Genomic DNA, 24,234 nt, shown 5'->3' on the forward strand with positions numbered 1-24,234 from the left:
TCGATCAGTCCGCGGGCGGCGGGGCTTCCCACGCGAAGCCCACGCCGTACACCGAGCGGATCCAGTCGTGCCCGGGCGTCACCGCGCCGAGCTTGCGGCGCAGGTTCTTCACGTGGCTGTCGATCGCGCGCTCGGTCACGTCCACCGTGTCGTCGTAGGCCAGCTCGAGCAGCCGCGCGCGCGAGAAGATGCGCCCCGGATGGCGCGACAGCACCTGCAGCAGCCCGAACTCGCGCCGCGTGAGGTTCAGCGGCGTGCCCTCGAGCGAGGCGCGCCAGTGCACGTCGTCGAGCACCAGCCCGGGCGCCGCGTCGTTCGCGGCGCGGCCCGGCGTTCCCTGGTCGGACATGCCCGGCGCCGCGCGGCGCAGCACCGCGCGCACGCGCGCCACCAGCTCGCGCGGCGAGAAGGGCTTGCAGACGTAGTCGTCGGCGCCGAGCTCCAGGCCCAGCAGCCGGTCGACCTCCTCGATGCGCGCCGTCAGCATGATGATCGGATGGGCCGTGTGTGCGCGCGCGCGCCGCAGCACCTCGATGCCGTCGAGCCGCGGCAGCATGATGTCGAGCAAGGTCAGGTCGGGCGGCGCGGCCACGATGCTCTCGAGCGCGCTCTGGCCATCGGCGAAGTGGGTGGTTTCGTAGCCGGCGTGGCGCAGGTAGTCCTGCACCACCGAGGCGATGTCGGCTTCGTCCTCGACGATCACGATGCGGGTCATGGGGAGCTCATGGGCAGGTCAAGGCGAGTTGGCCAGCGGCAGGGTGAGGGTGACGCGCAACCCGCCCATCGGCGAGGGCGAGGCGTCGATGGTGCCGCCATGCGCCTCGATGGTGGCGCGGCAGATCGAGAGGCCCAGGCCCGAGCCGCCATGCTCGCGGCTGCGCGAGGTCTCGCCGCGGAACAGGCGGTCGAACAGGCGCGGCAGCTCGCTCTCGGGCACGCCCGGCGCGCTGTCGTCGAACAGCAACGTGAGGCTGTGGCCGGTCCAGGGTCCTTCCACCGTGACGTCGATGCGCAGCACGCCGCCGGGATCGGTGTAAACCAGCGTGTTCTCGAGCAGGTTCATGAAGACCTGGTGCAGCCGGTGCGCGTCGCCCTCGATCGCCGGCTGCTTGCGCGCCGCGATCAGGTCAATCGCGCGGCGGTCGACCGCGATGCCGCGCTGCGCGAAGCGGTCGCGCGTGTGGTCCAGCGCCTCCTTGAGCAGCGACAGCGGATACACCGTCGTGGTCGGCAGGTCGCTCTGCGGCGCGCGCATGCTGCTGCGCAGGTCGTCCACCAGCTGGCCGAGCCGGATCACCTGGCGGTGCAGCCGCAGCGCCGTGCGTTCGTCGAAGGTGCGCACGCCATCCTGCAGCGCCTCGATCTCGGCGCGCATCGCGGCCAGCGGCGTGCGCAGCTCGTGCGCGGCATCGGCGAGCCAGGCGCGGCGCGAGGCCTCCACCGTGTCGAGCCGCTGCGCCATGTCGTTGAAGGTCTTGCCCAGCAGCGCGAGCTCGTCCGAGCCCTGCACCACCACGCGCGTCGACAGCCGGCCGCGCGCCACGTCCTGCGCCGCCTGCGTCAGGTCGTCGACCGGCTTGAACCAGCGCCGCGCCAGCAGCCACGAGAGCGCGAGCGCGAACACCAGGCCCGCGAGGCCGGTGAGCACGATCACGCCCGACTGGCGCGCCAGGAACGCGCGGTCGGCCTCGCTCTCCAGGCCCTGCAGCGGTGCCAGCGCGAGGTAGCCGATGACGGCCCGGCCGCGCCGTATCGGCAGGCGCGCCGCGTTCTCGGGATCGATGGTCGCGCCGACCACGCGCGCGCCCTGCGCGTCGAGCACCGCGAGCCGCTGGTAGATCGAGTCGGCCATCGCGCGCGGATCGGCGAAGAAGAAGGGCGGCGGCATCGCCGGCATCGCGCGCCGCGGCAGCAGCTCGAGCTGGCCCGGCGGCATCGGCGGCGGGCCGTTGTCGGCCGAGCCATCGGGCGGGGCACCGCGCGTGCGGTACTCGTACCAGGGCGGCAGCCGGCGGTCGTCGGGTGTGCTCGCGTTGTCGAGCACCGTGGCCACGCGGCCCATCTGCAGCCGGTGCCAGGCGTCGTCGTTGTCGCGCAGGCTCTTCCAGTCGCCGTTGAGCACGTAGTGCTTGAGCACCAGCTGCGAGAGCCAGTCCATGCGGCGGATCTCGATTTCGGCCACGTAGGCGCCGAGGCCGCGCTGCAGCGCGAGGATCGACAGCCCCGCGAAGCTCAGCAGCAGCACGATCAGCAGCGCGGCGAGCGCCAGGAAGATCTTGCGGGAGAGGGTCAGGCGCAGGCGCGGCATGGTCTCGGGAGGTGAGGGCCGCATTCTGCGACAGGCGATGCGGGTGGCGCGGGCGGGGCGGACGGTGCGGCGAACGGGGGCGTCATCGGCAAGCCGCCGATCATGACCGCCAAATGTGGAGGAATCTGGGAGGCCCCGTCTCCCTTATTTCTCCCGAATCGGCCCGCACCATGGCGGCCATGACACCGTGCATCGACCTCCTGTGGCCCGCGCTCCTCGCGCTGTTCGGGCTGTTCGCCCCCGCCTGGATCCTCGCGATCCACTGGGCCGAGGGCCGCGCCACGCGGCCCTGCGTGGCCGGCGGCACGGCGCTCGAGGAGGAGTCGGCATGAGCCTCGGGGTGCCCCGGGAGCGCCGCACCCGGCGCATGCAGCGCCTGGCGGGCGCGCTGGCCTTCTGCGGCCTCGCGGCCGGCACGGTGGTCGCGGTGCGCGACGAATGCCCGCCCGAGGCCGGCGGGCGCGGCACGGCGCGCCGCATGCCGGTCTCCACGCTCGCGCCGATCATGGACGTCGAGCGACCCGCACTGCCGCAGCAGGCCCGGCCCCGGCCCGGCCAGCCCCTCGACATCTACAGCCCCGGCGCGCCGAAGCCGGGCGCTCGCCGCGGCGCATGGGCCTGCCGCTACCAGGCGCGTTGAAGCTCAGGCCGGCCGCTCGGCGAAGCTGAAACCCACGCCATAGATCGAGCGGATCCAGTCGTGCGCGGGCGCGGCGGCCGAGAGCTTGCGGCGCAGGTTCTTGATGTGGCCGTCGACCGCGCGCTCGTTGACCTCGAGCGCCTCGGGGAACGCGGCCTCGAGCAAGGTCGAGCGGCTGAACACCCGGCCCGGGTCGCCCGAGAGCGCGCGCAGCAGCAGCAGTTCGCGCCGCGTCAGCGCCAGCGGCCGGCCCTCGAGCACCGCGCCGCCATCGGCATCGGCGAAGGCCACGGCCGCCGAGGGCCGCGCCGCGTGCCGGCGCTGCGCATGGCGGCGCAGCACCGTGTTCACGCGCGCCACCACCTCGCGCGGCGAGAAGGGCTTGCAGACGTAGTCGTCGGCCCCGAGGTCGAGCCCGCGCAGCCGGTCGGCCTCGCGCGTGCGCGCCGTCAGCATGATGATCGGATGGTCGCTCAGCGAACGCACCGCCTCCAGCACGCGCAGGCCGTCGATGCGCGGCAGCGCCACCTCGAGCAGCGTGAGCGCGGGCGGCGCATGCAGGATGCGATCGAGCGCGGCCGCGCCGTCGGCGATCTGCTCGACCTCGTGGCCGGCCTCGCGCAGCAGGCCATGCAGCGCGGCGGCGCTGCTGTGGCGGGCGTCTTCCACCAGCAGGATGCGGGCCATGGCGTTCAGAACGAGGTGCCGATCTGGAACTGCAGCCGCTGCGTGCGGTCGGCCGCGATGCCGTTGGCCGTGTCCTCCTTCTGATAGCGCAGCGGCACCGCATAGGCCAGCCGCAGCGGCCCGAGCGGCGAGATCCAGCTGATGCCCAGGCCGGCCGAGGCGCGCAGCCGGTTCTGCGCCTTCCATTGCGCATCGCTCATGCTGGCCGTGCGGCTCGCGAAGACGTTGCCCGCGTCGAGGAAGGTGTACAGGCGCAGCGAACGGTCGTTGCCCGCGCCCGGGAACGGCGTGCTGAACTCGAGGTTGAAGATCGCCTTGCGCGTGCCGCCCAGCGAGCCTTCGCTGACCGCGTCGCGCGGCCCGAGCGAGTTCTGCTCGAAGCCGCGCACCGAGCCCAGCCCGCCGGCGTAGAAGTTCTTGAAGATCGGGAAGGCCGCGTCGCCGAGCGCGCGCGCATAGCCGAGCTCGCCGTTGAGCGCCAGCGTGTACTGCTTCGACAGCGGGAAGTACTGCTGGTACTGGTAGTTGCTCTTGAGATAGCGCAGCGCGCCGCCCACGCCTACCTCGAGGTTCGCGCTCTGCAGCCGGCCCCGGGTCGGGATCAGCGCGCTGTCGCGGTCGTCGCGCGACCAGCCCAGCGTGGCCGGAAACGCCACCATGCTGCGGTTGGCGCAGCTCACGCTCGGTGCCGTGCCGGTGCACTGGAAGTAGTCGAGGTAGGCCTGCGGCGTGCCGGTGTAGACGTAGGAACCGTTGACCAGCGTGTAGGTGCCGTTGCTGCCGGGCGTGAACGCATAGCGCTCGACGCCGATGCCGAGGTAGATGCGGTCGAGCTCGCCCACCGGGATGCCGAAGCGCACCGAGCCGCCGTCGCTCGCGAGCTTGTAGTTGCCGTCTGCCTCGTAGTAGGGGCGGGTGGTGGTGTGGAACAGGTTGAAGGTGCGAGAGATCCCGTCCTTGCTGAAGTAGGGATCGGTGGCCGTCACCGAGATCGTGCGGTTGTACGAGCTGGTGTTGACCTGCAGGCCCAGGTAGTTGCCGCTGCCGAACACGTTCTCCTGCGTGATGCCGAAGCTCAGCGAGATCTTGTCGGTCGACGAATAGCCGGCACCGAGCTGCAGCGAGCCGGTGGGCTTCTCGGCCACGGTGACCGCGATGTCGACCTGGTCGGGCGAGCCGGGGATCTCCTGCGTCTCGACGTTCACGTCGGTGAAGAAGCCCAGCCGGTCCACGCGGTCGCGCGAGAGCTTGATCTTGTTGCCGTCGTACCAGGCGCCTTCGTACTGGCGGAACTCGCGGCGGATCACCTCGTCGCGCGTGCGCGCGTTGCCGCCGATGTGGATGCGCCGCACGTACGCGCGGCGCGAGGGCTCGGCCTTGAGCACCATCGTCACGCGGTTGTTCGCGCGGTCGATCTCGGGCTCGGCCCGCACGCGCGCGAAGGCGTAGCCGAAGGTGCCGAAGTAGTCGGTGAAGGCCTTGGTGGTCGCCGCGGCCTGCTCGCCGTCGTAGGGCTGGCCGGGCTTGATGGTGACAAGCGTCTTGAATTCGTCGTCGCGGCCCAGGTAGTCGCCCGCGAGCTTCACGCCGGCCACCGTGAACTTCTCGCCTTCGGTGATGTTGACCGTGATCGCCAGGTCCTGGCGGTCGGGCGAGATCGCGACCTGCGTGGAGTCGACGCGGAACTCGAGGTAGCCGCGCGTGATGTAGTAGCTCTTGAGCGTCTCGAGGTCGGCGTCGAGCTTGGCGCGCGAGTACTGGTTCGACTTGGTGTACCAGCTGAGCCAGCCGCCGCTGTCCTGGTCGAACAGGTCGAGCAGCGTGCTTTCGCTGAAGTCCCGGCCGCCGACGATGCGAACCGAGCGGATGCGCGCGGGCTCGCCCTCGGTCACGCCGAAGCTCAGGTTCACGCGGTTGCGCTCGATCGGCGTGGCGGTGGTGACCACCTGCGCGTTGTAGAGGCCGCGGCCCAGGTACTGGCGCTTGAGCTCCTGCTCGGCGCGGTCGGCCAGCGCCTTGTCGTAGGGCCGGCCCTCGGCCAGGCCGACCTCGCGCAGTGCCTTCTGCAGCGCGGCCTTGTCGAATTCCCTGGTGCCGACGAAGTCGACGTCGGCGATGGTCGGGCGTTCCTCGACGATCACCACCAGCACGCGGCCGGTGACGTCGATGCGCACGTCCTTGAACAGGCCCAGCGCGAATAAAGCGCGGATCGCTTCGCTGCCGCGTTCGTCGCTGTAGGTGTCGCCGGCGCGCAGGCCGAGGGCCGCGAAGACGGTGCCGGCCTCCACGCGCTGCAGGCCCTCGAGGCGGATGTCCTGCACGGCGAAGGGCTCGGCGGCCCGGGTGGAAGGTGCGATCAGCGCGGCGAGCAGCGCCAGGCCCGCGAGGGACTTCGGAGATTTCATCGGCGCATGGTTTCGTCCAATGTCGGAGAAATTTGGGACGCCGCGCCGAGTTCACTTTCTCTCCTCTATTGCAGTCCGATGGCGTTGGCGGACAGCCAGCCCGGGACCGCCATCGGGGCCCGCGCGCCGGGCTCGCCGCAGGCGCGACAGTTGCGCAGGTGCGCCTCGAGGTCGAGGTCGCCCTGGATCTCGAGCAGCCGCTGCACCGTGCGCTCGACCGCCTGCGCGTCGAGCAGCGGATAGCTGCGCGCGGTGCGGCCGTTGTTGCGCACCAGCCGCGCGATGTAGGGCAGGTCCTGCTGCGTGATGACGGCCGCGGGCATCACGCCCTCGAGTTCCACGCCCTCGCAGGGCAGCAGCACGAAGTACTGCAGCCGCAGGTCATCGGGCAGCAGGCTGCGCAGCTGCGTGGTCTTGCGCCCGCCCTGCCAGGCCGGGTCCTTCACCTCGCGCGCGCGGTTGCAGCCCTGCAGCCGCAGGAACCAGCGCGGCGGTGCCTGCTCCGATTTCTTGCGGTAGACGAAGGCGTTGCGCCAGGCCTTGATCTCGAACAGGTAGATGCCGGTCTCGCAGACCACCACCGCGTCGATGCGCGCGGTGCGCACCGCGCAGCCCTCGGGCATCGGGATGATCAGGTTGCGAAGAATGCGCAGGTGGTCGAACGCCGGGCTGAATGCGTTGGCGAGCTGTTGGACGCCGAGCGAGGCGGCGAGGGTGCTTTGCAATGCGATGGTCATGGTGGCTCCTTCGGTGCGCGAGCATGGCGCTGCTTTTGGGAGACTTCTGGTAAGGCGAGCGATCGGGGATTGCGCGCAAAAACAACATTCGTCCCCATGCACCAGATTCCTCCGAATTTGGACGGGAGCATCCGTTCCGGCCGCTCGATGAAGAGCGCCGAAACCGGAGAAACCTGAATGAAGAAATCCCTCACGGCCCTGGCCGCGCTGACCGTCACCGGCCTGGCCTGTGCCCAATCGTCCGTCACCCTGTTCGGCGTCGTCGACGCCGGCGTGAGCTACCAGTCGGCCACCTCGCGCAACGCGATCACCGGCATCACCAGCAAGCAGAGCCAATGGAGCCTCGCCAACTCGGGCTACAACTCCAGCCGCATCGGCTTCAGGGGCACCGAGGACCTGGGCGGCGGGCTGGCCGCGAGCTTCTGGCTCGAAGCGCCGATCACCAACGACGACGGCGCGAACGGCATCGCCAACTTCAACCGGCGCTCCACCGTGAGCCTGTCGGGCGGCTTCGGCGAAGTGCGGCTGGGCCGCGACTACACGGCCACCTTCTGGAACGACACCGTGTTCGATCCCTTCGGCACCAACGGCTCGGGCACCAACGTCATCAGCACCGTCGGCGCCAGCACGGGCATCGGCAACAGCAACTACACGCGCGCCAGCAACATGGTCGCGTACTTCCTGCCGCCCAACCTCGGCGGCTTCTACGGCCAGGTGCAGTACAGCCTGAACGAGAACGTGCGCAGCACCGACGTCACCGGCACCACCAGCAGCAGCAGCGCGGGCCGCTACGTCGGCGGGCGCTTCGGCTATGCCAGCGGGCCGCTCGACATCGCGCTGGCCGCGGGCCAGAACGTGGCGGTCGACACCACCTCGCTCACGCGCAAGGTGCAGACCGTCAACCTCGGCGCCTCGTACGACTTCGGCCCGGTCAAGCTGTTCGGCGAGCTCTCGAACGTGCAGAACAAGTTCGACACCGGCCTGTCGAACACGCACGACAGCTACAAGGGCTACCTGATCGGCGCCTCGGTGCCGGTGGGCCCGGGCCTGATCCGCGCCTCGTACTCGGCGGTGCGCTACAACGAGGGCGCCACCGGCCTCTACGGCGAGGACCCGCGCGTCAACAAGCTCGCGCTGGGCTACGTGCACAACCTGTCGAAGCGCACCGCGCTCTACGCCACCATCGCGCGCGTGAGCAACCGCAACGACGCGGCCTACACCGGCAGCCTCACGGCCGCCAGCACCACCGGCTACGGCACCACGGGCGTGGGCTACACCGGCCTGCCCAAGTCCTCGACCGGCTACGACTTCGGCATCCGCCACGCGTTCTGACGCCGGCGCGCACCCGCGTGCCTCGCGGCGCGCGGGTGCGCAGCCGATGCGCAGCCCCACAAGAACAGAGGAGAAGCCTGCATGACTTTTCACCCCATCCGCTGCCTGGCCGGCGCGCTGGCCCTGGCCAGCCTCGGCGGCTGCATCGTGCTGCCGCCGCCCGTGGCCTACGGTCCGCCACCGCCGCCGATGGCCGCGCGCATGGCGATGCCCGGGCCGATGACCGCGCGCCTGGCGCCGCCGCCGGCCTGGGACATGTGCGAGGGCGAGCCCGAGGGCGCGCGGCCCGTGCCGCCGGGTCCGCGCGGCGACGCACTCGCGGGCCGCTGCGAGCGCACACCCTCGGGCGCGCTCGAGTACCGTCCCGGCGCGCCGCGCTGAAGCCGGCGCGCGCACCGATGCAGACCGGCAATCTCGGCCTCGTCATCGCCGGCGCCGTCGGGCTCGGCTTCGCGGGCGTCTTCGGCCTGATGGCCTCGCTGCTGGTCGCGAACCTGCGCGACGGGGCGCGGGCGCGCGAGGCCGCGGCACGCGCGCGCGACGAGGCCCTGCAGCGGCTCGGCCGCAGCACGGTGCACGACCTGCGCGCGCTGCTCGGCGCGGCGCTGCCGCACCACGCCGCCATCGAACTGCCGCCGCGGGCCGTGCCCGTGCTGGCGGTGGAGAGCGAATTGCGCGAGCTGCTCGCGCAGATCGCCGCGCAGGCGCTACCCGCCGCGCCGCGCGATGGGCTGCGCGTGCACGCGCGCATCGAGGGCACGCAGGCGGTGGTGCACTGGCGCGACGTGGGCGCCACGCCCGCGCGTGCCTGCGAACGCATCGCGGCCAGCCTCGGCGGGCGGCTCTATGCGGCTTCGCATGCGGGCGGCCCGCTGGGGCTCACCTTGCGGCTGCCGCTGCACAGCGGCGAGTTTCACAAGGTGTGAAGAAACCGTAGCGAGCGCCCCGAGGTCGCGCCGAGGACCGGAGCCGTACCTTGTACGGTGAGGACCGCAGGTGCGAGATCGGGGCGCGCAGTAGGTTTATTCATACCTTGTCAGCCTGGGAGGCGCTGCGCCCAGGGCAAAACCTTGTCGAGCGGCATCGGCCGCGCGAGGTGATAGCCCTGCATCAGCGGGCAGCCGAGCGCGTTGAGCGCCTCGAGCTCCTCGCCCGTCTCCACACCCTCGGCCACCACGTCGATGCGCAGCGAATGGCCGAGGCGGATCACCGATTCGACCAGCACGCGGTTGCCCGGCGAGGCGGCCAGGCCGAAGATGAAGCTGCGGTCGATCTTGACCTGCCGCACGTACTTGCTGCGCAGCGAGGCCAGCGAGGAATAGCCGACGCCGAAGTCGTCGACCACGATCGCCACGCCCGCGTCGGCCAGCGCATGCAGCCGCGCGCTGGCGGCGAAAGTGTCGAGCGCGATCTCCTCGGTGATCTCGATCTGGAGGCGGTGCGGCCCGATGCCGTGGCGCGCGATCTCGCCGAGCACGATGCGGTCGAGCGCGAGCTGCGACATCTCGCGCGGCGAGACGTTCATCGCCACCGGCACGGCCTCGAAGCGCGGGTCGGCCGCGGCGAGCTCCTGCAGCCCGACGCAGATCTCGGCCAGGATGTGGCGCAGCAGCGATTCGGCCAGGCCGGTGCTCGCGGCCGCGCGGATCACGTCCTCGGGCGGGATCCAGCCATGGCGCGGATGCTGCCAGCGCAGCAGCGCCTCGAGGCTGTGCAGCCGGCGGCCGCCGTCGGCCAGGATCGGCTGGTACCAGACGCCGATGGCGCGCGAGGCGACCGCGCCGGGCAGGTCGCGCTCGACGTCGCGCCGCGTCACCAGGCGTTCGCGCAGGGCCTCGTCGAAGCGGCGGTAGCGGCTGCGGCCCGCGCGCTTGGCCTCGTGCAGCGCTTCGTCGGCCGAGCTCAGCATGTCGGCGATGGGCACGCCGCGCTCGATGCAGATGCCCACGCTCGCGCCCAGCTTGCCGCCATAGTGCGCGGTGGCCGAGGCGATCGATTCGATCAGCGACTGCGCCACCTGCTCGGGCGAGGCGCCGCCGTCCTCGGTGATGAACAGGGCCGCGAACTCGTCGCCGCCCCAGCGGCCCAGGATGGCGTCGCGCCCGGCCAGCTCGCGCTGCAGCCACTGCGCCACGTCCTGCAGCACGCGGTCGCCCATCTTGTGGCCGAAGGCGTCGTTGACGGCCTTGAAGCCGTCGATGCCGAGGATCAGCAGGCCGTGCTCGCGCTCCTTGCCGCCGGCATCGATGCGCAGGCTCGAGGCCTGGGTGAAGCCCTCGCGGTTGAGCAGGCCGGTGAGCGCGTCGTGCGCGACGCGAAAGGCGAGCTGGCGCGTCGACTCGAGCGACAGCGCATGCGACTGCCGCAGCCGCGCGGCCATCGACACGGCCTCGTTCTTGAGCCGGCTGCCCTCGCGGAAGCCGCGCGCGCTCTGCAGCGCCGCGCGCATCAGCGCCGCGAGGTAGACCAGCACCATCGCGGCCAGCATCAGGCGGTCGAAGCCGCCGGCCCAGACCAGGCAGCCCATCACCGACAGCAGGGCCGGCGTGATGAAGCTGATCGGCACCGGCGCATAGGCGATGCCGTAGGTCACCGAGCCGGCGCAGATGCCGCAGACCACGGTCAGGTAGAACAGGGTCTCGGGCGAGGTGTAGCCCTCGCAGAGGATCGGGATCAGGGCCCAGACCGAGCCCGACAGCAGCGCGAACAGCCAGGCCAGCCGCAGCTCCTGGTCGACCGCGGGATCGCTGCCGTCGGCGGTGGGCGCGGGCACGAAGGGCCGGCGGCAGACGAAGATGCGCGCGAGGTTGACGGCCAGCGAGAGCGCCAGCCAGGCCAGGCCGAGCGCGGTCAGGTCCGCGTGGTGGGCCAGCAGCGCCACCGTGAGGCTCAGCACCAGGTTGACCGGGATCGCGGCGAGCACGCTGCGGCGCACCGCCAGCATCTGTTCGGTGCGCACCATGCGCGACAGCGCAAGGCCGTCGGGTGAACCGGTGGCTTCTTCTTCCTGCGGGGCGGAGGAGGCGTTCATGAATTGGATCGGCGACGCATCATGCACCGGTCCGCCGCATCGCGCAGCGCGGCACGGCCGCCGTGGGCGGCCCGCGCGGTTCCCCTCGGGGTCACCGCGCGCGAGAGATCAGGCGGGGGGGCACGCTGTCAGCGCACCGTCGACATCACGGTCGCGCGGCAACGCGGCTGATCGCGCGGCGCGAGCAGGATGCAGTTGTCGAGCGCGCGCTGTTGCATGTCGCTGAGCTTCGGGGGCTCGCCGCGGTAGACCGGCGGGGGCGGCGGCGCGGCGTAGCGCGGGCGCTGCTCGTACTCCCAGCGGCCGCGGTCGTCGCGGTTGCGTTCCCAGCGATCGCGGTCGCGCTGGCGGTCGAAGCGCAGCCGGTCCATGCAGGAGTGGAAGTCCATGCCCGAGCGGCCGCTCGCGCAGTAGCGGCGGTCGGCTTCGTAGACGTCCATGTCGCGCTGGGCCAACGCGGGGGCGGTCTGGATCAGGCCCAGCAAGGCCAGGGCGGCAAGTTTCTTCATGGTGCGCTCGTCGAAGAGAAGCCGTGAGGCGGGTGGATCGGGGCGGTGCCTGCTAGCCGCAGTCTGACCGTCGGCATGGAACGAAGTTTCTCATGCTCCGGACCCATCGCTGTTCGGACGCGCGAGCTTCTTGCTGTAGGCGCGCGCGGACTGCGTGCCGCGTCGCGCCAGCACCACGCCGGGCGTCTCTAGCGCGCGACCGTGACCGCGCCCACGTGCATCGTGCGGCCCGCGCCGATGCCCGCGATCACCAGCGCGACGCCGACCGCGACGAACAGCCACGAGGCGGCGCCGAAGCTGCCGGTCCAGCCGTGCAGCAGCCCGGCCAGCAGCGGGCCGAAGGCCGCGATGACGTAGCCCACGCCCTGCGCCATGCCCGACAGGTGCGCCGCCACGTGCGAATCGGGCGAGCGCAGCACGATCATGGTGAGCGCCAGCGCGAAGGTGCCGCCTTGCGCGATGCCCAGCAGGACGGCCCAGACCCACACGCCGCCGAGCGGCGCGAACAACTGGGCCAGCATGGCCGCCACGGTGAGCAGCGCGAGCGCCACGGCCAGCCCGATCTGGTTGCGCAGCCTGACCGCGAGCGCGGGCACCACGAGGCAGGTCACGACCTGGGTGATGACCGAGACCGAGACCACGTAGCCGGCGGTGTCGCTGGCCAGCCCGCGCTCGCGCAGGATCGGCGCGAGCCAGCCCATGACGATGTAGGCCAGCGCGGACTGCAGCCCCATGAAGCAGGTGACCTGCCAGGCCAGCCGGTCGCGCCACAGGCCGCGCACGGTGAAGCCGGACTCGCTGGCGATCGGCTTGCGCGCCAGCGCCTGCGGTGCCCACAGCAGGGTGACCAGCGCGGCCGGCAGCGCCCAGACCGCGAGCGCCGCGGTCCAGCCGCCGCCCAGCGCATGCTCGATCGGTACCGTGAGTCCGGCCGCGCTCGCGGCGCCGCCGCACACGGCCATGGTGTAGAGGCCCATCATCAGCGCCGCCTGCCCGGCGAAGTCGCGCTTGACCAGCCCCGACAGCAGCACGTTGGCGACCGCGATGCCGCTGCCGGCGATGGCCGATGCGACGAACAGCAGCGGCACGTTCCCGGTGCCGCGCAGCAGCGTGCCGACCAGGATCAGCGCCATGCAGCCCAGCAGGGTGCGCTCGGTGCCGAAGCGCCGGCCGAGGCCGGGCGCGAGCGGCGCGAACAGGCCGAGGCACAGCACGGGCAGGGTGGTCAGCAGGCTGGCGGCGGTGGCCGACAGGCCGGTGGAACGGATGATCTCGGGCAGCACCACCGAGAGGCTGGCGAACACCGGCCGCAGGTTGAAGGCGATCAGCACCACGCTGGCGCCCAGCAGGATGCGGCGGCCGCGGCTCGGTGCCGGGGTGGGCGGCGGCGCGGGCTGGCTGTCGACCTCGGCGTCGATCAGCAACTGGCCGGCATCGGCGGCGGGCGCGTGGCGCAGGGTGGCCGCGGCGGCGGCGGGGAAGGTGGTGGTGGCGGTCATGGGCAGGACGGCGCGCGCGGGTCGCCGGTGGGGGTGTGGGTGCCGGCGGCGAGGGTCGCGATCATGGGCGTCATGAAGGCGCGCACGGCGGCGTCGGCGCGCTCGGGGTCGCGGCTGGCGATGGCCTCGACGATCGCGCGGTGGGCGGCGTCGTCGGGCTCGGGCAGCAGCGTGCCCATGGTGCTGGCGATGGTGTCCTTGATGTAGCCGCCGATGAAGCGCACGGTTTCGGCGAGCGCGAGGTTGCCCGCGATGTCGACGATGGCCAGGTGGAAGGCGAGGTCGCGCTCGATGAAGGCCGCGCCGCCATCGCCGGGCGCGGGCGTGCCGCGGGCGTCGAGCAGGACGTGGAGCTGGCGCAGGTCCTCGGGCGTGTGGCGCAGCGCGGCCAGCCGCGCGGCCTGCACCTCGAGCGCGCAGCGCACCTCGAACTGGTCGAGCAGGCTGGCCAGGCGCAGCTTCTGCAGGCTGGCGCCGGGATCGAAGCCCGAGCGCACATAGGTGCCCGAGCCCTGGCGCACCTCGAGCAGGCCGCGCGAGACCAGCGTCTTGACGGCCTCGCGCACGGTGCCGCGGCTCACGCCGAGCAGCTGGGCGAGCTGCGGTTCGATGGGGATGCGCGCGCCGACCGGCCAGCGGCCGGCGGAGATCTCGGCGCGGATGCCGTTGGCGGCGGCTTCTACTAGGGAGGTGCGGGGGGCTTGGGCTAGCATTTCCGCCAATTCATTGAATCATCGGATGAATTGTGTCCGGATTCCGTAGACCTGCTGTGGGGAGGGGCTTGGCTTGGGGCGGTCGGGGGGCGTGCGCAGGACACCGGGTACTCCCCTCCGCGAATGTCCCCCGCCCTTCGGGCTCCTCCTTGATTTCGCTGCGGGGAGTACCCGGTGCCCTGCGCACGTGGCACCGCCGGGGGAGTTCGGCCGGGGTTGCTGCTACCAGCTTCCCGAGGCGCCGCCGCCGCTGCTCGAGCCGCCCGAGTCCGATGAGGACGACGACGAGGAATCCGACGACGAGGAGGACGAGGATTCGTACGAAGAGGAGGACGAGGAGGAGCTGCTGCTGCCCCATCCGCTGTCGCCGTAGTCGCCGTCGTGCCCGCCCCCGCCGCCATCGGCCGGGAAGAAGGCCACGAGCAGCGCCACCACCGTGACGGCCGCCAGCACGATCCAGAACAGCTGCGGGTCGAGCTCGTCGTGCGCCAGCCCGACGAACAGGCCCACCAGCACGCACACCACGATCCAGCGCGTGACGAAGCTGCGCACGCCCTTGCCCCAGGCCTTGCGCATGCCGGTCACGATCAGCAGGCCGACCAGCACCGCCGCGCCCAGCGCCAGCATGCCGAGCAGCGACCAGCCCACGCGCTCCCAGCCCAGCTGCTGGCCCGCGATCACCACGGCCGCGATCAGCAGCGCGATGCCGGCGACGACGAGGCGCATGGTGCGCCACAGGCCGCAGCCATAGCCGATGCCGAAGCCCATCGGCACCGGCATCATCCCGAGCGCGATCGCAAACATCGGCTCGCCGAGCGTGGCGGCCGCGGCGACCGGCGCGATGGCGAGCGCGCCGAAGGTCCAGGGCCAGCGCCGCAGCGTCCTGCCGGGCGCGGCCTCGGCCACGGCCACGGCGCTTTCGAGTTCGTCCGCGACCTCGGCCTGCGCGCGCGCGCGCGCGCCTGGTCGAGCGGCGCGCGCTGCTGCGCGGGCCTGCCGCGCGCGCCGGCGCGCGAGCCGGTCGGCGTCGGTGCGCAGTTCGGCCGCGCTCTTCTTCTGCCGGCTCTGCCAGAGGCCGACCAGCGCCGACCAGCCGATCACGGCGAAGAAGGCCCAGCCCTCGGGCGTGACGTGCGATCCGCGCGGTTCGGGCGGTGTCGATTCGACGGGCTCGCCCGGATCGATCAGCGGCAGCTCCTGGGCCATGGCCATCGGTTCGCCGCGGATCAGCTGCGCGATGCCATCGACCGCGGCGTGCAGGCCGCCGTCGAAATCGCTGGCGCGAAAGCGCGGCGTCATCTCCTGGTCGATGATGCGCGCGGCCTGGATGTCGGTGATGCGGCCCTCGAGGCCGCGGCCGACCTCGATGCGCATGCGCCGGTCGCGGATCGCCACCAGCAGCAGCACGCCGTCGTCCTCGTCCTTGCGCCCGAGCTTCCACTGCGCGAACACGCGCGTGGCGTACTGCTCGATGCTGTCCTCGCCGGTGGTCGGCACGATCAGCACCGCGAGTTGCGCCTGGGTCTCGCGCTCGATGTCGGCGATGCGCTCGCGCAGCGCCTCGGCTTGCGCGGTGTCGAGCGTCCTGCTCTGGTCGATCACGCGCGACTTCATCGCCGGCACCGGCACCGGCCTGGCCTGCGCGCCGAATGCCGCGGCGAACAGCAGCACCAGACACAGCCAGAGGCGCGGGCCGGGTCGGAAGTCCAGGGTCGTCGCCTTCATCGTTGCGCGCTCTTGGTCACGACGCCCGCGCCGCGCACCTCGAGCCGGCGCTGGTCCACCACCTTGCCGCCGGCATCGACCAGCTCGATCAGGTGGCGGCCCGGCCAGGGCAGCCACTGCGCGCTGTTGCCGCGCGCGAAGTGCTTGCCGTCGATGCGCCACTGGACGCCGCGGCCTTCCGATTCGAAGCGCACGCGCTGGCGCAGCGGCGGGATGTCGGGATCGAGCGCGATGATCGTGCCGTCGGCCGGCGCGGTGATGCGCGCGACCGCGGCCGTGCTCGCGGCGCCGGGTTCGTTCGCGAGCGCGAACAGCGGCTGCTCGGTGCCCTGCACGAACCATTCGTCGCGCGCGGCCTCGAGCGCGTTGCCGTCGGGACCGGCGCCGAAGTCGATGTGCGTGCGCACCAGGCCCGGCGGCGGCGCCGGCGCGCGGCTGGGCTCGCGCGCGTGCAGGAAGCGCATGACCTCGGCCCAGACCGGCGCCGCGCCGCTGGTGCCGCTCACGTCCCACATCGATGCGCCGCTCGCGTTGCCGACCCACACGCCGACCGTGTAGCGCTGCGACCAGCCCACGGCCCAGTTGTCGCGCATGTCCTTGCTGGTGCCGGTCTTCACCGCGCTCCAGAAGCGGGTCGAGAGGATGCTGTCGAGGCCGAAGGTGCGGGTGCGCGCGTTGGGGTCGGACAGGATGTCGCCGACGATGAAGGCGGCGCGCGGGTCGAGCACCGGTGCCGGGGTGTTCTTCGCGGTAGCGGCGGCGGTGGTGGTCTTCTTCGACTTGTCCGGCGCGGCCGGCGCCAGCAAGGTGGTCGTGCCGTAGCGCCCGCCGTTGGCCAGCATGCGGTAGGCATTGGTCAGCGACAGCAGCGTGACCTCGGCGCTGCCGAGCGCGAGGCTGTAGCCGTAGTAGTCGCCGCTCTCGCGCAGCGGCAGCCCGGCCGCGCGCAGGCCGCGCGCGAAGGATTCGGGCGACACCATCACCAGCGTGCGCACGGCCGGCACGTTGAGCGAGGCCGCGAGCGCGGTGCGCGCCGACACCGGGCCCTTGAAGCGCCGGTCGTAGTTCTGCGGGATGTAGAGGCCGCTCGCGGTGTTGATCTGCGCCGACGAGTCCTCGATCAGCGAAGCGGCCGTGAGCCGCTGCTCGGCGATCGCCTGGCCGTAGAGCAGCGGCTTGAGCGTCGAGCCCGGCTGGCGCATCGCGGTCACGCCGTCGACCTCGGCCGCCTGGCTCAGCGGCCCCGAGGAGCCGACCCAGGCCAGCACCTCGCCGGTGGCGTTGTCGAGCACCACCAGCGCGCCGTCCTCCACGTGCCGGCCGCGCAGCTCGCGCAGGTGGCGCTGCAGGGTGCCGAGCGCGAAGCGCTGCAGCGGCGCGCGCAGCGTGGTGCGCACGCTGCCGTCGCCGCTGTCCTTCGCGGCCGCCTTGGCCTCGCCCGGCGGCGTGTCCTCCTGTCCGGGCTCGCGGCCCTCGCGTGCCTGGCGCAGCGCGCGCCGCGCGGCATGCGGCGCGATGCCCTCGCTGGCGTCGAAGGCGCGCCGCTGCACCGCGGCGCTGGTGAACATGTCGAGCGCCTCGCAGTCGGCGTTGCGCTGCGGCTCCATGGCGCGCAGCACCTCGCAGGCGCGCTGCGCCACCAGGGCCGGCCGCGCATTGGGCGCGCGCACCAGCGCGGCGGCCACCGCGGCCTCGCGCGCGTCGAGGCCGCTCGGCGCCTTGCCGAACAGGGTGCGCGAGAGCGCGTCGATGCCGACGATCTCGCCGCGGAAGGGCACGCTGTTGAGGTAGGCCTCGAGGATCTGGTCCTTGCGCCACTGGCGCTCGAGCTGGGCCGCGGCCACGGTCTGGCCGAGCTTCTGCGTCAGGCTGCGGCCGCCGCCGCCGCGCCGCAGGTCCTCGTCGAGCAGGCCCGACAGCTGCATCGTGATGGTCGAGGCGCCGCGCGTGCGCGTGTTCCAGAGGTTGCCCCAGGCCGCGGCCGAGACCGCGCGCCAATCGACGCCGCTGTGCTCGTAGAAGCGCCGGTCCTCGCTGAGCACCATCGCCGTGCGCAGCGCGGGCGAGATGTCGGCCAGCGCCGTCCACTGGCCGCGCCGCACGCTGGCGTCGGTGCGCACGCGCTGCAGCAGTTCGCCGTTGCGGTCGAGCACCGCGGTGTCGGACGAGCGGAAGTCGCGCTTCACCTCCTCGAAGCTCGGCATGGCCCCCGCGGCCTGCGCCGTCAGCATCAGCGCGGCGAGCGCCAGCGCGAGGCGCGGGCGCGCGAAGAAAGGAAACAGGGCGGTGGGCGTCGGCATCGGGGCAGGGGTGCGCGCGGGGAAGGCGCCGGGCTGGAAAGCGGCCGCCATTCTCGGCCATGCGCGCACGGCCGCCGTCCTGCCGAAAGACGTAGACGGAAGTTCGAACCCAGCGCCGCGCGGCCTGCGCCTACCCGCGGACGCGGGGCGCGCCGCCACGCAGGGGCCGGGCGCGTCGCTGACAGTCGGCTGCGGCGGCCACATCCGGTCACACAACTTCACCGCGGCGCAGCCATCGAGACACCGAGGCCCGACCTGCGTGGCCTTCAATGCGCTACCGCCGCGGCGCCCAGAGGCCAGCCGGTGCGGTGTTCCACAACCATTCCTAGGAGAGATGCATCATGAAGAACAACAGACTCGCCACCCTGGCCGTCGTGCTGTCGGCCTCGGCCGCGCTGGCCGGCTGCGTCGTCGCCCCCGGCTACGACCGCCCGCCGCCGCCGCGCCATGGCGACCGTGACCGCGACGGCGTGCCGAACCGCTACGACCGCGATCGCGATGGCGATGGCGTGCCCAACCGCTACGACAGCCGTCCGGGCGATCCGCGCCGCAACTGATCGAGGCGCCGGCTCAGGCCGGCCGGCGCGCCATCAGCGCCCACAGGCCGGCCGCGCTCAGCAGCGCGCCGCCGCCGAGGTTGAAGCGGCGCTGCGCGCGCGGCGACGACAGCAGGCGCCGCGCCGAGCCCGCGAACACCGCATAGAGCGTGGCGTTCAGCGTGGCCATTGCGACGAAGGTCAGCGCCAGCACCCACATCTGCGGCGCGACCGCGGCCTTCTGGCTGATGAACTGCGGCAGGAAGGCGACGAAGAACACGATGCCCTTCGGGTTGAGCGCCGTCACCAGGTAGGTGTTGGCGAACAGCCGCCAGCGCGAGGCGGGCGCTTCCGGCGTCGCGATCTCGGCGCTCGACACGCCCGCGCGCAGCAGCTTGATGCCCAGGTACAGCAGGTACAGCCCGCCCACCCACTTCACCGCGTTGAACCAGAAGGCCGAGGCCGCGAGCAGCGTGCCCAGGCCCAGCAGCGACACCACCAGCGCGGTCGAGTCGCCGAGCGCCACCGCGGCCACCAGCGGCACGTTGGCGCGGCGGCCGTGCGACATCGAGTAGCTGATGACGGTGAGGATGGTCGGGCCGGGAATGATCAGCAGCACGGCCGAGGCGGCCACGAAGGCGAGCCAGAGTTCGAAGGGCATGGGGTGGTTTCTCCTGGGGTTGTGTTCGTCTGTCAGTGATCGATCGCCGTGCGCGCCACGTGCCAGGTGCCGCGGTGGCCGTCGACGTAGCGCAGCGGCGAGTTGGCGAGGTCGTCGAGGTCCACGTCGTCGAGGCAGGTCACGTTCACGCCGTAGGCATGGGCGCCGGTCTCGGGCGAATGGCCGACGCCGAAGGAGCGCACGCCGCAGAGCTTGCAGACGATGTAGTGGCTGTTGCGGCTGTCGAGCATCTGGTCGCTGAGCTCGGATTCGCCCGCGAGCAGGCGAAAGGCCTCGGGCTCGACGATGGCCGGCCAGAAGCGCGTGCGGGTGCAGATCGCGCAGTTGCAGCGCAGCGTGCCCAGGCTGAGGTCGATGTCGGCTTCGAAGCGCACGGCGCCGCAGTGGCAGCCTCCGATATAGGTCTTTCTCATTCGGTCGATGTCCGCGTCTTCTTTTTGAATGTGTTTCGGCTTGCAAGGCACGATACCAAAGGCCTTTTGGGCCTGCGCCGCGGCAGGCGCAAAAACCGTGCGCGGCGAGGGCCGAACGCGGCGGGGTCGGGCGCGTGTGCTTGCCGCGGTCACGAAGGCTGCGTGCCGAAGCGGGCTGCTGAACGGGCCTTGGCGCGTTCGGCTTCTATCTCGCGGTCGCGCGGTTCGGCGGTGGTCACCAGCGATTCGAGCAGGCGCGCGGCGCTGGCGCTGACTTCTTCGACGGCGCGTTCGAATGCGGCTTCGTTGGCGCGCGAGGGGACGTTGAAGCCGCTGAGCTTGCGCACGAATTGCAGGGCGGCGGCGCGGATCTCGTGCTCGGTGGCGGGGGGCTCGAAGTTGTAGAGGGTTTTGATGCTTCTGCACATGGTGTCTCTTGTCTCCGGGCTCTTGTTGGGTTTGGCCAGTTTGCCAGCGGTCTTTGTTGAATTGAAGATGCTGTTTTTTTGGTTGGGTTGTTGGCCGGGACTCGCCCCGGCGGGCGAGTCACTTTCTTTTGCTTCGCCAAAAGAAAGTAACCAAAGAAAAGGCGACCCACTGTCTGCGTCCCTCCGCTTCGCTGCGGGCAACCTGCGGTGCTCGCGTTTCGCGGGGTCTCGCAGAACTCGCTCCACTGCGTTCCGCTCAAACAGCTGCGAGCCCTTATCCGCGAAACGCTGCGCTCCTCGGCGCAGCCAGAGGGGGTGGGTCGGGCCTTTGCTTCGCTCGGCCTTGGAATGCCGCTCGGGCCTTCGCTTCGCTCGGCTGCTTGTTCCCTCTCCCTCTGGGAGAGGGTTAGGGTGAGGGCAACGGGCCTCACCAAGGGTCTGACGGTATCCACCGCCCAGTGCCCTCACCCCAGCCCTCTCCCAGAGGGAGAGGGAGCAATACCAATGCCGAGCGAAGCGATGGCCTGTTAGGTACCCGCGGCCGAGCGCAGCGATGGCCCGTGGGGTATGCCAGGCCGAGCGAAGCAAAGGCCCGAATCACCCCCCCTCTGGCTGTGCCGAGGAGCGCAGGGGAAAGCGGGATCAGGGCCGCAGCTGTCTGAGCGGAACGAAGTGCAGCGAGTTCTGCGGACCCCCGCTTTCCCCGAGCACCGCAGGTTGCCCGCAGCGAAGCGGAGGGACACAGACAGCGGGGTCGCCTTCTTTTGCTTACTTTTCTTGGCGAGACAAGAAAAGTGAGTCGCCCGCCGGGGCGAGACCCGGCCTACAGCCTAAAAAAAAGAACCCAACTTCAATTCAACCGAAGCACGTCCTCAACAGCCAAAGCAACCCCAGCCAACCGCGAGTCATCCCCCCGAACAGACGAAAGCATCAACCCAACAGGCAGTTCCCCAGCCGAATGACAAGGCAAGCTGAACGAACACCCATCCATGAAATTGATCGCAAACGTATTCCGCAACAACAGTCCGTTCGCCTGGAAGAACGCCGAATCCTCAGCCAGCGAATCGATGGCAGGCGCCACGATAGGCACCGTAGGACACAGCAACGCATCGAACCCCTCGAGCCGCCCCTCGACCCGCGAGATCCACTCCCGCCGCCGATCCAGCAGCGCGATGTAATCGGCAGCCCGCACCTCGGTCCCCAACGCGATCCGCGCCGCAACCCGAGAATCGAACGCCTCGCCCTTCGAAGCAAACCGTTCCCGATGCACGGCCGAAGCCTCGATAGGCGACAACCCCCCCGGCGCATTGACCGTCCCGATCTCCGCCAGCTCGCTCAAGGGAATCTCGACGATCTGCGCCCCGGCTTTGGACAGCGCCTGCACCGCCCGCTCGAAAGCCCGCGCCACCCCAGGCTCGATCGCATCGAACATCAAGGTCTTCGGCACCGCGAGCCGCAACCCCTGCGCCGGCCGGCGGCGCACCACGAGCGGCGCGTCGGCGATCGCAGCGTCGGCGATCAGGCAGTCCTCGACGCTGCGCGCCATCGCGCACACCGTGTCGAGCGAACGCGCGAGTTCGAAGGCGCCGGTGCGCGGCACGCGCGACTGCGTGCTCTTGAAGCCGACGATGCCGCACAGCGCGGCCGGGATGCGGATCGAGCCGCCGGTGTCCGAGCCCAGGCCCGCGACCGCGAGGCCCAGCGCCACCGACACCGCGGCACCCGACGAGGAGCCGCCGGGAATGCGCGCGACCTCGGCGTCGGCCGGGTTGCGCGGCGTGCCGTAGTGCGGATTGATGCCCACGCCCGAGAACGCGAACTCGGTCATGTTGGTGCGGCCCACGATGGCCGCGCCCTGCGTGCGCAGCCGCGTCACCACGGCCGCGTCGCGCGCGGCGGGAGGCTCGCCCCGGCAGGCGATGGAGCCGGCCAGGGTGGTCTCGCCGGCCACGTCGTAGAGGTCCTTGATCGAGACCGGCAGGCCGGCGAGCGGCGCGGTCTGCACGCCGGCCTGGTGCGCGGCATCGGCATGGCGCGCGGCGGCCAGGGCGGCGTCGGCGTAGAGACGGGTGAAGACGTTCGCGGCCGCGGGCTGCGCGGCGCCGTCGAGCACCTGCTCGATCAGCGCCTCGTGCGTGAGCTCGCCGCGGGCGATGCGCGCGCGCAGCGCGCCGATGGTGGAGTCGTTCTGTGTCATGAAGGAGGAGGGGGCGTTCAAGCGATCACGGGCAGGACGCGCACCGCATAGCGGTGGACGATGCGCCGCTGCAGGCGCGCGTCATGCAACTCGATTTCCATCTGCGCGGCGGGGCGGATGGCCTCGCCGCGCGCGTTGGGCAGCGCCGCCAGTGTGCCGCAGGTCATGAAAAGTCCCTCGGGTTCCTTGCCAAGACCCGGCAGGCCGTCGCGCAACGCGGCCAGCGGCCGGATCGCCGCCAGGGTGCCGCGCTGGTAGTCGACCCAGCGGCCGTCCTCGAGGATGCGCGAGCGCAGCTCGATGGCGTCCTGGTGCGCTTCCACGTCGCGCCAGCGCCAGGCCGAGGCGGCCAGCGGCTTGGCGCACATCTGTTTGGAGACGGCGACCGAATAGCTCTCGACCTGGCGGTCGGTGTGGTCCGAGGCCACGCCGAGCCACCACTCGCCCTGCGAGAAGAACAGCAGCGGTTCGGCCTCGCCCGAGCTCTGGTCGCCGAGCGCCTCGATCTCGGCAGACTGCGTGAGCAGCAGCGAGGCCATGCGGTAGTACAGCGGCACGCTCGAAGGGCGTGGCACGCCGAGCGCGGCCAGTTCCTCGATGTGGTGCTCGATGGCGGCGCTGTCGCGGCCGGTCCAGCCGGCCACCACCAGCGCGCTGGGCGCCACGGCGTGCAGCGCGCTGCTGCGGGTGCCGTCCTCGGCGATGCTCTCGCAAGCGATGTGCAGGGTGTTGCGCGTCATCGCTTCAGGCCTCCAGCGGTTCGTGCGCGGTCTCGCGCGCCACCATCAGCGCGACCAGCGTGAGGCACAGCGCGCCGGTCACGTAGAGCGAGACCGCGAGCGTGCTGCCGTAGGACTTGAACAGGCTGGCGATGATCAGCGGCGCGAAGCCGCCGCCGAGGATGCCGGCCAGCGTGTAGGCCAGCGACGAGCCGGCATAGCGCACGCGGTTCGGGAACTGCTCGGTCACGAAGGCGGCCTGCGGGCCGTACATCATGGCGTGGATCACGAGGCCGACCACCACGGCGGCGCAGATCGCGAGCGGCTTGGCGCTGTCCATCAGCACGAAGAACACGAAGGCCCAGACGATGCCGCAGAGCGCGCCGATGATGTAGACCGGGCGCCGGCCGATGCGGTCCGACAGGCTGCCGAACCACGGCACCGAGATCGCGTTGCAGGCCGCGCCGATCATGGTCGCGGTCAGCGCCAGCGGGCGCGACAGGTGCAGCACGGTGGTCACGTAGGTGAGGGTGAACACCACCACCAGCGCATAGAGCACGTCGGAGCCGATGCGCGAGCCGCCGGCCACCAGCAGGCGGCGCCAGTGCTGGCCCAGCACTTCCTTGATCGGGGTCTTGGCGGTCTCCTGCTTCTGCTCCATCTCGCGGAACACCGGGGTTTCCTCGACGCCGCGGCGCAGCCACAGGCCGAACAGCACCAGCGCCACGCTCGAGACGAAGGGGATGCGCCAGCCCCAGGACTGGAAGTCCTCGGGGCTGAGCCAGGCCGACACGGCGGCGATGAAGCCGGTGCCGATCAGCGTGCCGGCCGAGGGGCCGACCTGCGTGAACGAGGCGTTGCGGCCGCGCTCGTTCGGCTTGCCGTGTTCCATCGACAGCAGCACCGCGCCGGCCCATTCGCCGCCGAGCGCCACGCCCTGCACGAAGCGCAGCGCGACCAGCGCCACCGGTGCCCAGATGCCCCAGCTCGCGTAGGTCGGCAGCAGGCCCATGAGGCCGGTCGACACGCCCATGATCACCAGCGTGGCGACCAGCACGAAGCGCCGGCCGAGCCGGTCGCCGAGGTGGCCGAAGACGACGCCGCCGAGCGGGCGCGAGATGTAGCCGACCGCGTAGGTCGAGAAGGCGAGGATGGTGCCGGTCAGCGGATCGAAGGAGGGAAAGAAGATCGCGTTGAAGACCAGCGCCGCCATGATGTTGTAGACGGTGAAGTCGTACCACTCGAGCGTGGTGCCGATGGAGCTGGCCATCGCGAGGCGGCCCATCTTGGCGGGCTTGGCGCCGTGCGCGGCGGGCGCGGCCGGGAGAGCGTGTTCGGTCATGAGGATCCTGGAATGAGGAAGAAGATGAAGG

Annotated in this window: 23 protein-coding genes; 6 read left to right on the forward strand and 17 right to left on the reverse strand. The window is 71.4% G+C overall.

All coding sequences use genetic code 11. From position 1 onward, the window contains the following. Positions 1–4 precede the first annotated feature (4 nt). On the reverse strand, positions 5–715 hold the full coding sequence (locus INQ48_08025) for a response regulator (protein QRF59162.1): 711 nt from the start codon (positions 713–715) through the stop codon (positions 5–7). An 18-nt stretch (positions 716–733) separates the two neighbouring features. After that, the gene (locus INQ48_08030; protein ID QRF59163.1) at positions 734–2,308 is read right to left on the reverse strand and encodes a HAMP domain-containing protein; all 1,575 of its coding nucleotides are present in this window, start codon (positions 2,306–2,308) and stop codon (positions 734–736) included. Positions 2,309–2,478: 170 nt separating this feature from the next. On the opposite strand from INQ48_08030, the gene INQ48_08035 reads away from it, so the two are divergent. Then, a complete protein-coding gene (locus INQ48_08035; protein QRF59164.1) occupies positions 2,479–2,640 on the forward strand; it encodes a hypothetical protein in 162 nt (53 codons plus the stop codon). Beyond that, complete coding sequence (locus INQ48_08040) at positions 2,637–2,948, forward strand: hypothetical protein (protein QRF59165.1); 312 nt, start codon at positions 2,637–2,639, stop codon at positions 2,946–2,948. The genes INQ48_08035 and INQ48_08040 overlap by 4 nt, the downstream gene beginning before the upstream one ends. Before the next feature lie 3 nt (positions 2,949–2,951). Here INQ48_08040 and INQ48_08045 read toward each other — a convergent pair whose 3' ends face one another. From INQ48_08045 to INQ48_08055, 3 genes are all read right to left on the reverse strand, one after another. Continuing rightward, the gene (locus INQ48_08045; protein ID QRF59166.1) at positions 2,952–3,635 is read right to left on the reverse strand and encodes a response regulator; all 684 of its coding nucleotides are present in this window, start codon (positions 3,633–3,635) and stop codon (positions 2,952–2,954) included. A gap of 5 nt (positions 3,636–3,640) precedes the next feature. Continuing rightward, a complete protein-coding gene (gene bamA, locus INQ48_08050) occupies positions 3,641–6,040 on the reverse strand; it encodes an outer membrane protein assembly factor BamA (protein ID QRF59167.1) in 2,400 nt (799 codons plus the stop codon). 65 nt (positions 6,041–6,105) lie between these two features. Then, the gene (locus tag INQ48_08055) at positions 6,106–6,777 is read right to left on the reverse strand and encodes an NERD domain-containing protein (GenBank protein QRF59168.1); all 672 of its coding nucleotides are present in this window, start codon (positions 6,775–6,777) and stop codon (positions 6,106–6,108) included. A 177-nt stretch (positions 6,778–6,954) separates the two neighbouring features. Here INQ48_08055 and INQ48_08060 point away from each other — a divergent pair, with 177 nt between their 5' ends. From INQ48_08060 to INQ48_08070, 3 genes are all read left to right on the forward strand, one after another. Next, positions 6,955–8,109 (forward strand): porin, encoded by a 1,155-nt coding sequence (locus tag INQ48_08060; protein QRF59169.1) that lies wholly within the window; start codon positions 6,955–6,957, stop codon positions 8,107–8,109. Positions 8,110–8,190: 81 nt separating this feature from the next. After that, positions 8,191–8,490 (forward strand): hypothetical protein, encoded by a 300-nt coding sequence (locus tag INQ48_08065; protein ID QRF59170.1) that lies wholly within the window; start codon positions 8,191–8,193, stop codon positions 8,488–8,490. Positions 8,491–8,507: 17 nt separating this feature from the next. Continuing rightward, positions 8,508–9,035 carry an ATP-binding protein gene (locus INQ48_08070; GenBank protein ID QRF59171.1) on the forward strand — a complete coding sequence of 176 codons (528 nt, stop codon included), beginning with the start codon at positions 8,508–8,510 and terminating at the stop codon, positions 9,033–9,035. A gap of 110 nt (positions 9,036–9,145) precedes the next feature. Here INQ48_08070 and INQ48_08075 read toward each other — a convergent pair whose 3' ends face one another. The 6 genes from INQ48_08075 to pbpC form a co-directional block, all read right to left on the reverse strand. Then, positions 9,146–11,140 (reverse strand): EAL domain-containing protein, encoded by a 1,995-nt coding sequence (locus INQ48_08075; GenBank protein ID QRF59172.1) that lies wholly within the window; start codon positions 11,138–11,140, stop codon positions 9,146–9,148. A gap of 128 nt (positions 11,141–11,268) precedes the next feature. Then, entirely contained in the window at positions 11,269–11,649 is a 381-nt protein-coding gene (locus tag INQ48_08080) for a hypothetical protein (protein QRF59173.1), read from the reverse strand. A gap of 188 nt (positions 11,650–11,837) precedes the next feature. Continuing rightward, positions 11,838–13,148, reverse strand: a complete 1,311-nt coding sequence (locus INQ48_08085; GenBank protein QRF59174.1) for an MFS transporter — start codon at positions 13,146–13,148, stop codon at positions 11,838–11,840. Next, positions 13,145–13,861, reverse strand: coding sequence for a FadR family transcriptional regulator (locus tag INQ48_08090; GenBank protein ID QRF59175.1), 717 nt, complete (start codon positions 13,859–13,861; stop codon positions 13,145–13,147). Before INQ48_08090 ends, INQ48_08085 begins: the two co-directional genes overlap by 4 nt. A 222-nt stretch (positions 13,862–14,083) precedes the next feature. After that, entirely contained in the window at positions 14,084–15,586 is a 1,503-nt protein-coding gene (locus tag INQ48_08095) for a YgcG family protein (protein QRF59176.1), read from the reverse strand. Further along, positions 15,583–17,886 (reverse strand): penicillin-binding protein 1C, encoded by a 2,304-nt coding sequence (gene pbpC / locus INQ48_08100; GenBank protein QRF59177.1) that lies wholly within the window; start codon positions 17,884–17,886, stop codon positions 15,583–15,585. Before pbpC ends, INQ48_08095 begins: the two co-directional genes overlap by 4 nt. Before the next feature lie 341 nt (positions 17,887–18,227). On the opposite strand from pbpC, the gene INQ48_08105 reads away from it, so the two are divergent. Further along, complete coding sequence (locus INQ48_08105; GenBank protein ID QRF59178.1) at positions 18,228–18,443, forward strand: hypothetical protein; 216 nt, start codon at positions 18,228–18,230, stop codon at positions 18,441–18,443. 13 nt (positions 18,444–18,456) lie between these two features. Here the strand turns inward: INQ48_08105 and INQ48_08110 are convergent, their stop codons facing one another. The 6 genes from INQ48_08110 to INQ48_08135 form a co-directional block, all read right to left on the reverse strand. Next, a complete protein-coding gene (locus INQ48_08110) occupies positions 18,457–19,083 on the reverse strand; it encodes a LysE family translocator (protein QRF59179.1) in 627 nt (208 codons plus the stop codon). A gap of 32 nt (positions 19,084–19,115) precedes the next feature. After that, positions 19,116–19,517: a GFA family protein gene (locus INQ48_08115; GenBank protein ID QRF59180.1), complete on the reverse strand. Its 402-nt coding sequence runs from the start codon at positions 19,515–19,517 to the stop codon at positions 19,116–19,118. A gap of 149 nt (positions 19,518–19,666) precedes the next feature. Further along, positions 19,667–19,945: a DUF2277 domain-containing protein gene (locus INQ48_08120; protein ID QRF60658.1), complete on the reverse strand. Its 279-nt coding sequence runs from the start codon at positions 19,943–19,945 to the stop codon at positions 19,667–19,669. Between the two features lie 850 nt (positions 19,946–20,795). After that, positions 20,796–22,142, reverse strand: coding sequence for an amidase (locus INQ48_08125; GenBank protein QRF59181.1), 1,347 nt, complete (start codon positions 22,140–22,142; stop codon positions 20,796–20,798). 17 nt (positions 22,143–22,159) lie between these two features. Next, entirely contained in the window at positions 22,160–22,882 is a 723-nt protein-coding gene (locus tag INQ48_08130; protein QRF59182.1) for a DUF2848 domain-containing protein, read from the reverse strand. A gap of 4 nt (positions 22,883–22,886) precedes the next feature. Continuing rightward, entirely contained in the window at positions 22,887–24,203 is a 1,317-nt protein-coding gene (locus tag INQ48_08135; protein ID QRF59183.1) for an MHS family MFS transporter, read from the reverse strand. Positions 24,204–24,234 lie beyond the last annotated feature (31 nt).

It is taken from the genome of Variovorax paradoxus, assembly GCA_016806145.1.
Classification (GTDB): domain Bacteria; phylum Pseudomonadota; class Gammaproteobacteria; order Burkholderiales; family Burkholderiaceae_C; genus Variovorax.

Excerpts from the sequence above, each read along its gene's own strand:
- INQ48_08025 (QRF59162.1), bottom strand. The coding sequence starts at position 715 with ATGACCCGCATCGTGATCGTCGAGGACGAAGCCGACATCGCCTCGGTG.
- INQ48_08095 (QRF59176.1), bottom strand. The coding sequence starts at position 15,586 with ATGAAGGCGACGACCCTGGACTTCCGACCCGGCCCGCGCCTCTGGCTG.
- INQ48_08070 (QRF59171.1), top strand. The coding sequence starts at position 8,508 with ATGCAGACCGGCAATCTCGGCCTCGTCATCGCCGGCGCCGTCGGGCTC.
- INQ48_08060 (QRF59169.1), top strand. The coding sequence starts at position 6,955 with ATGAAGAAATCCCTCACGGCCCTGGCCGCGCTGACCGTCACCGGCCTG.
- bamA (QRF59167.1), bottom strand. The coding sequence starts at position 6,040 with ATGAAATCTCCGAAGTCCCTCGCGGGCCTGGCGCTGCTCGCCGCGCTG.
- INQ48_08125 (QRF59181.1), bottom strand. The coding sequence starts at position 22,142 with ATGACACAGAACGACTCCACCATCGGCGCGCTGCGCGCGCGCATCGCC.
- INQ48_08130 (QRF59182.1), bottom strand. The coding sequence starts at position 22,882 with ATGACGCGCAACACCCTGCACATCGCTTGCGAGAGCATCGCCGAGGAC.
- INQ48_08085 (QRF59174.1), bottom strand. The coding sequence starts at position 13,148 with ATGACCGCCACCACCACCTTCCCCGCCGCCGCCGCGGCCACCCTGCGC.
- INQ48_08120 (QRF60658.1), bottom strand. The coding sequence starts at position 19,945 with ATGTGCAGAAGCATCAAAACCCTCTACAACTTCGAGCCCCCCGCCACC.
- INQ48_08115 (QRF59180.1), bottom strand. The coding sequence starts at position 19,517 with ATGAGAAAGACCTATATCGGAGGCTGCCACTGCGGCGCCGTGCGCTTC.
- INQ48_08080 (QRF59173.1), bottom strand. The coding sequence starts at position 11,649 with ATGAAGAAACTTGCCGCCCTGGCCTTGCTGGGCCTGATCCAGACCGCC.
- INQ48_08090 (QRF59175.1), bottom strand. The coding sequence starts at position 13,861 with ATGCTAGCCCAAGCCCCCCGCACCTCCCTAGTAGAAGCCGCCGCCAAC.
- INQ48_08110 (QRF59179.1), bottom strand. The coding sequence starts at position 19,083 with ATGCCCTTCGAACTCTGGCTCGCCTTCGTGGCCGCCTCGGCCGTGCTG.
- INQ48_08040 (QRF59165.1), top strand. The coding sequence starts at position 2,637 with ATGAGCCTCGGGGTGCCCCGGGAGCGCCGCACCCGGCGCATGCAGCGC.
- INQ48_08055 (QRF59168.1), bottom strand. The coding sequence starts at position 6,777 with ATGACCATCGCATTGCAAAGCACCCTCGCCGCCTCGCTCGGCGTCCAA.
- INQ48_08105 (QRF59178.1), top strand. The coding sequence starts at position 18,228 with ATGAAGAACAACAGACTCGCCACCCTGGCCGTCGTGCTGTCGGCCTCG.
- INQ48_08045 (QRF59166.1), bottom strand. The coding sequence starts at position 3,635 with ATGGCCCGCATCCTGCTGGTGGAAGACGCCCGCCACAGCAGCGCCGCC.
- INQ48_08030 (QRF59163.1), bottom strand. The coding sequence starts at position 2,308 with ATGCCGCGCCTGCGCCTGACCCTCTCCCGCAAGATCTTCCTGGCGCTC.
- pbpC (QRF59177.1), bottom strand. The coding sequence starts at position 17,886 with ATGCCGACGCCCACCGCCCTGTTTCCTTTCTTCGCGCGCCCGCGCCTC.
- INQ48_08135 (QRF59183.1), bottom strand. The coding sequence starts at position 24,203 with ATGACCGAACACGCTCTCCCGGCCGCGCCCGCCGCGCACGGCGCCAAG.
- INQ48_08035 (QRF59164.1), top strand. The coding sequence starts at position 2,479 with ATGGCGGCCATGACACCGTGCATCGACCTCCTGTGGCCCGCGCTCCTC.
- INQ48_08075 (QRF59172.1), bottom strand. The coding sequence starts at position 11,140 with ATGAACGCCTCCTCCGCCCCGCAGGAAGAAGAAGCCACCGGTTCACCC.
- INQ48_08065 (QRF59170.1), top strand. The coding sequence starts at position 8,191 with ATGACTTTTCACCCCATCCGCTGCCTGGCCGGCGCGCTGGCCCTGGCC.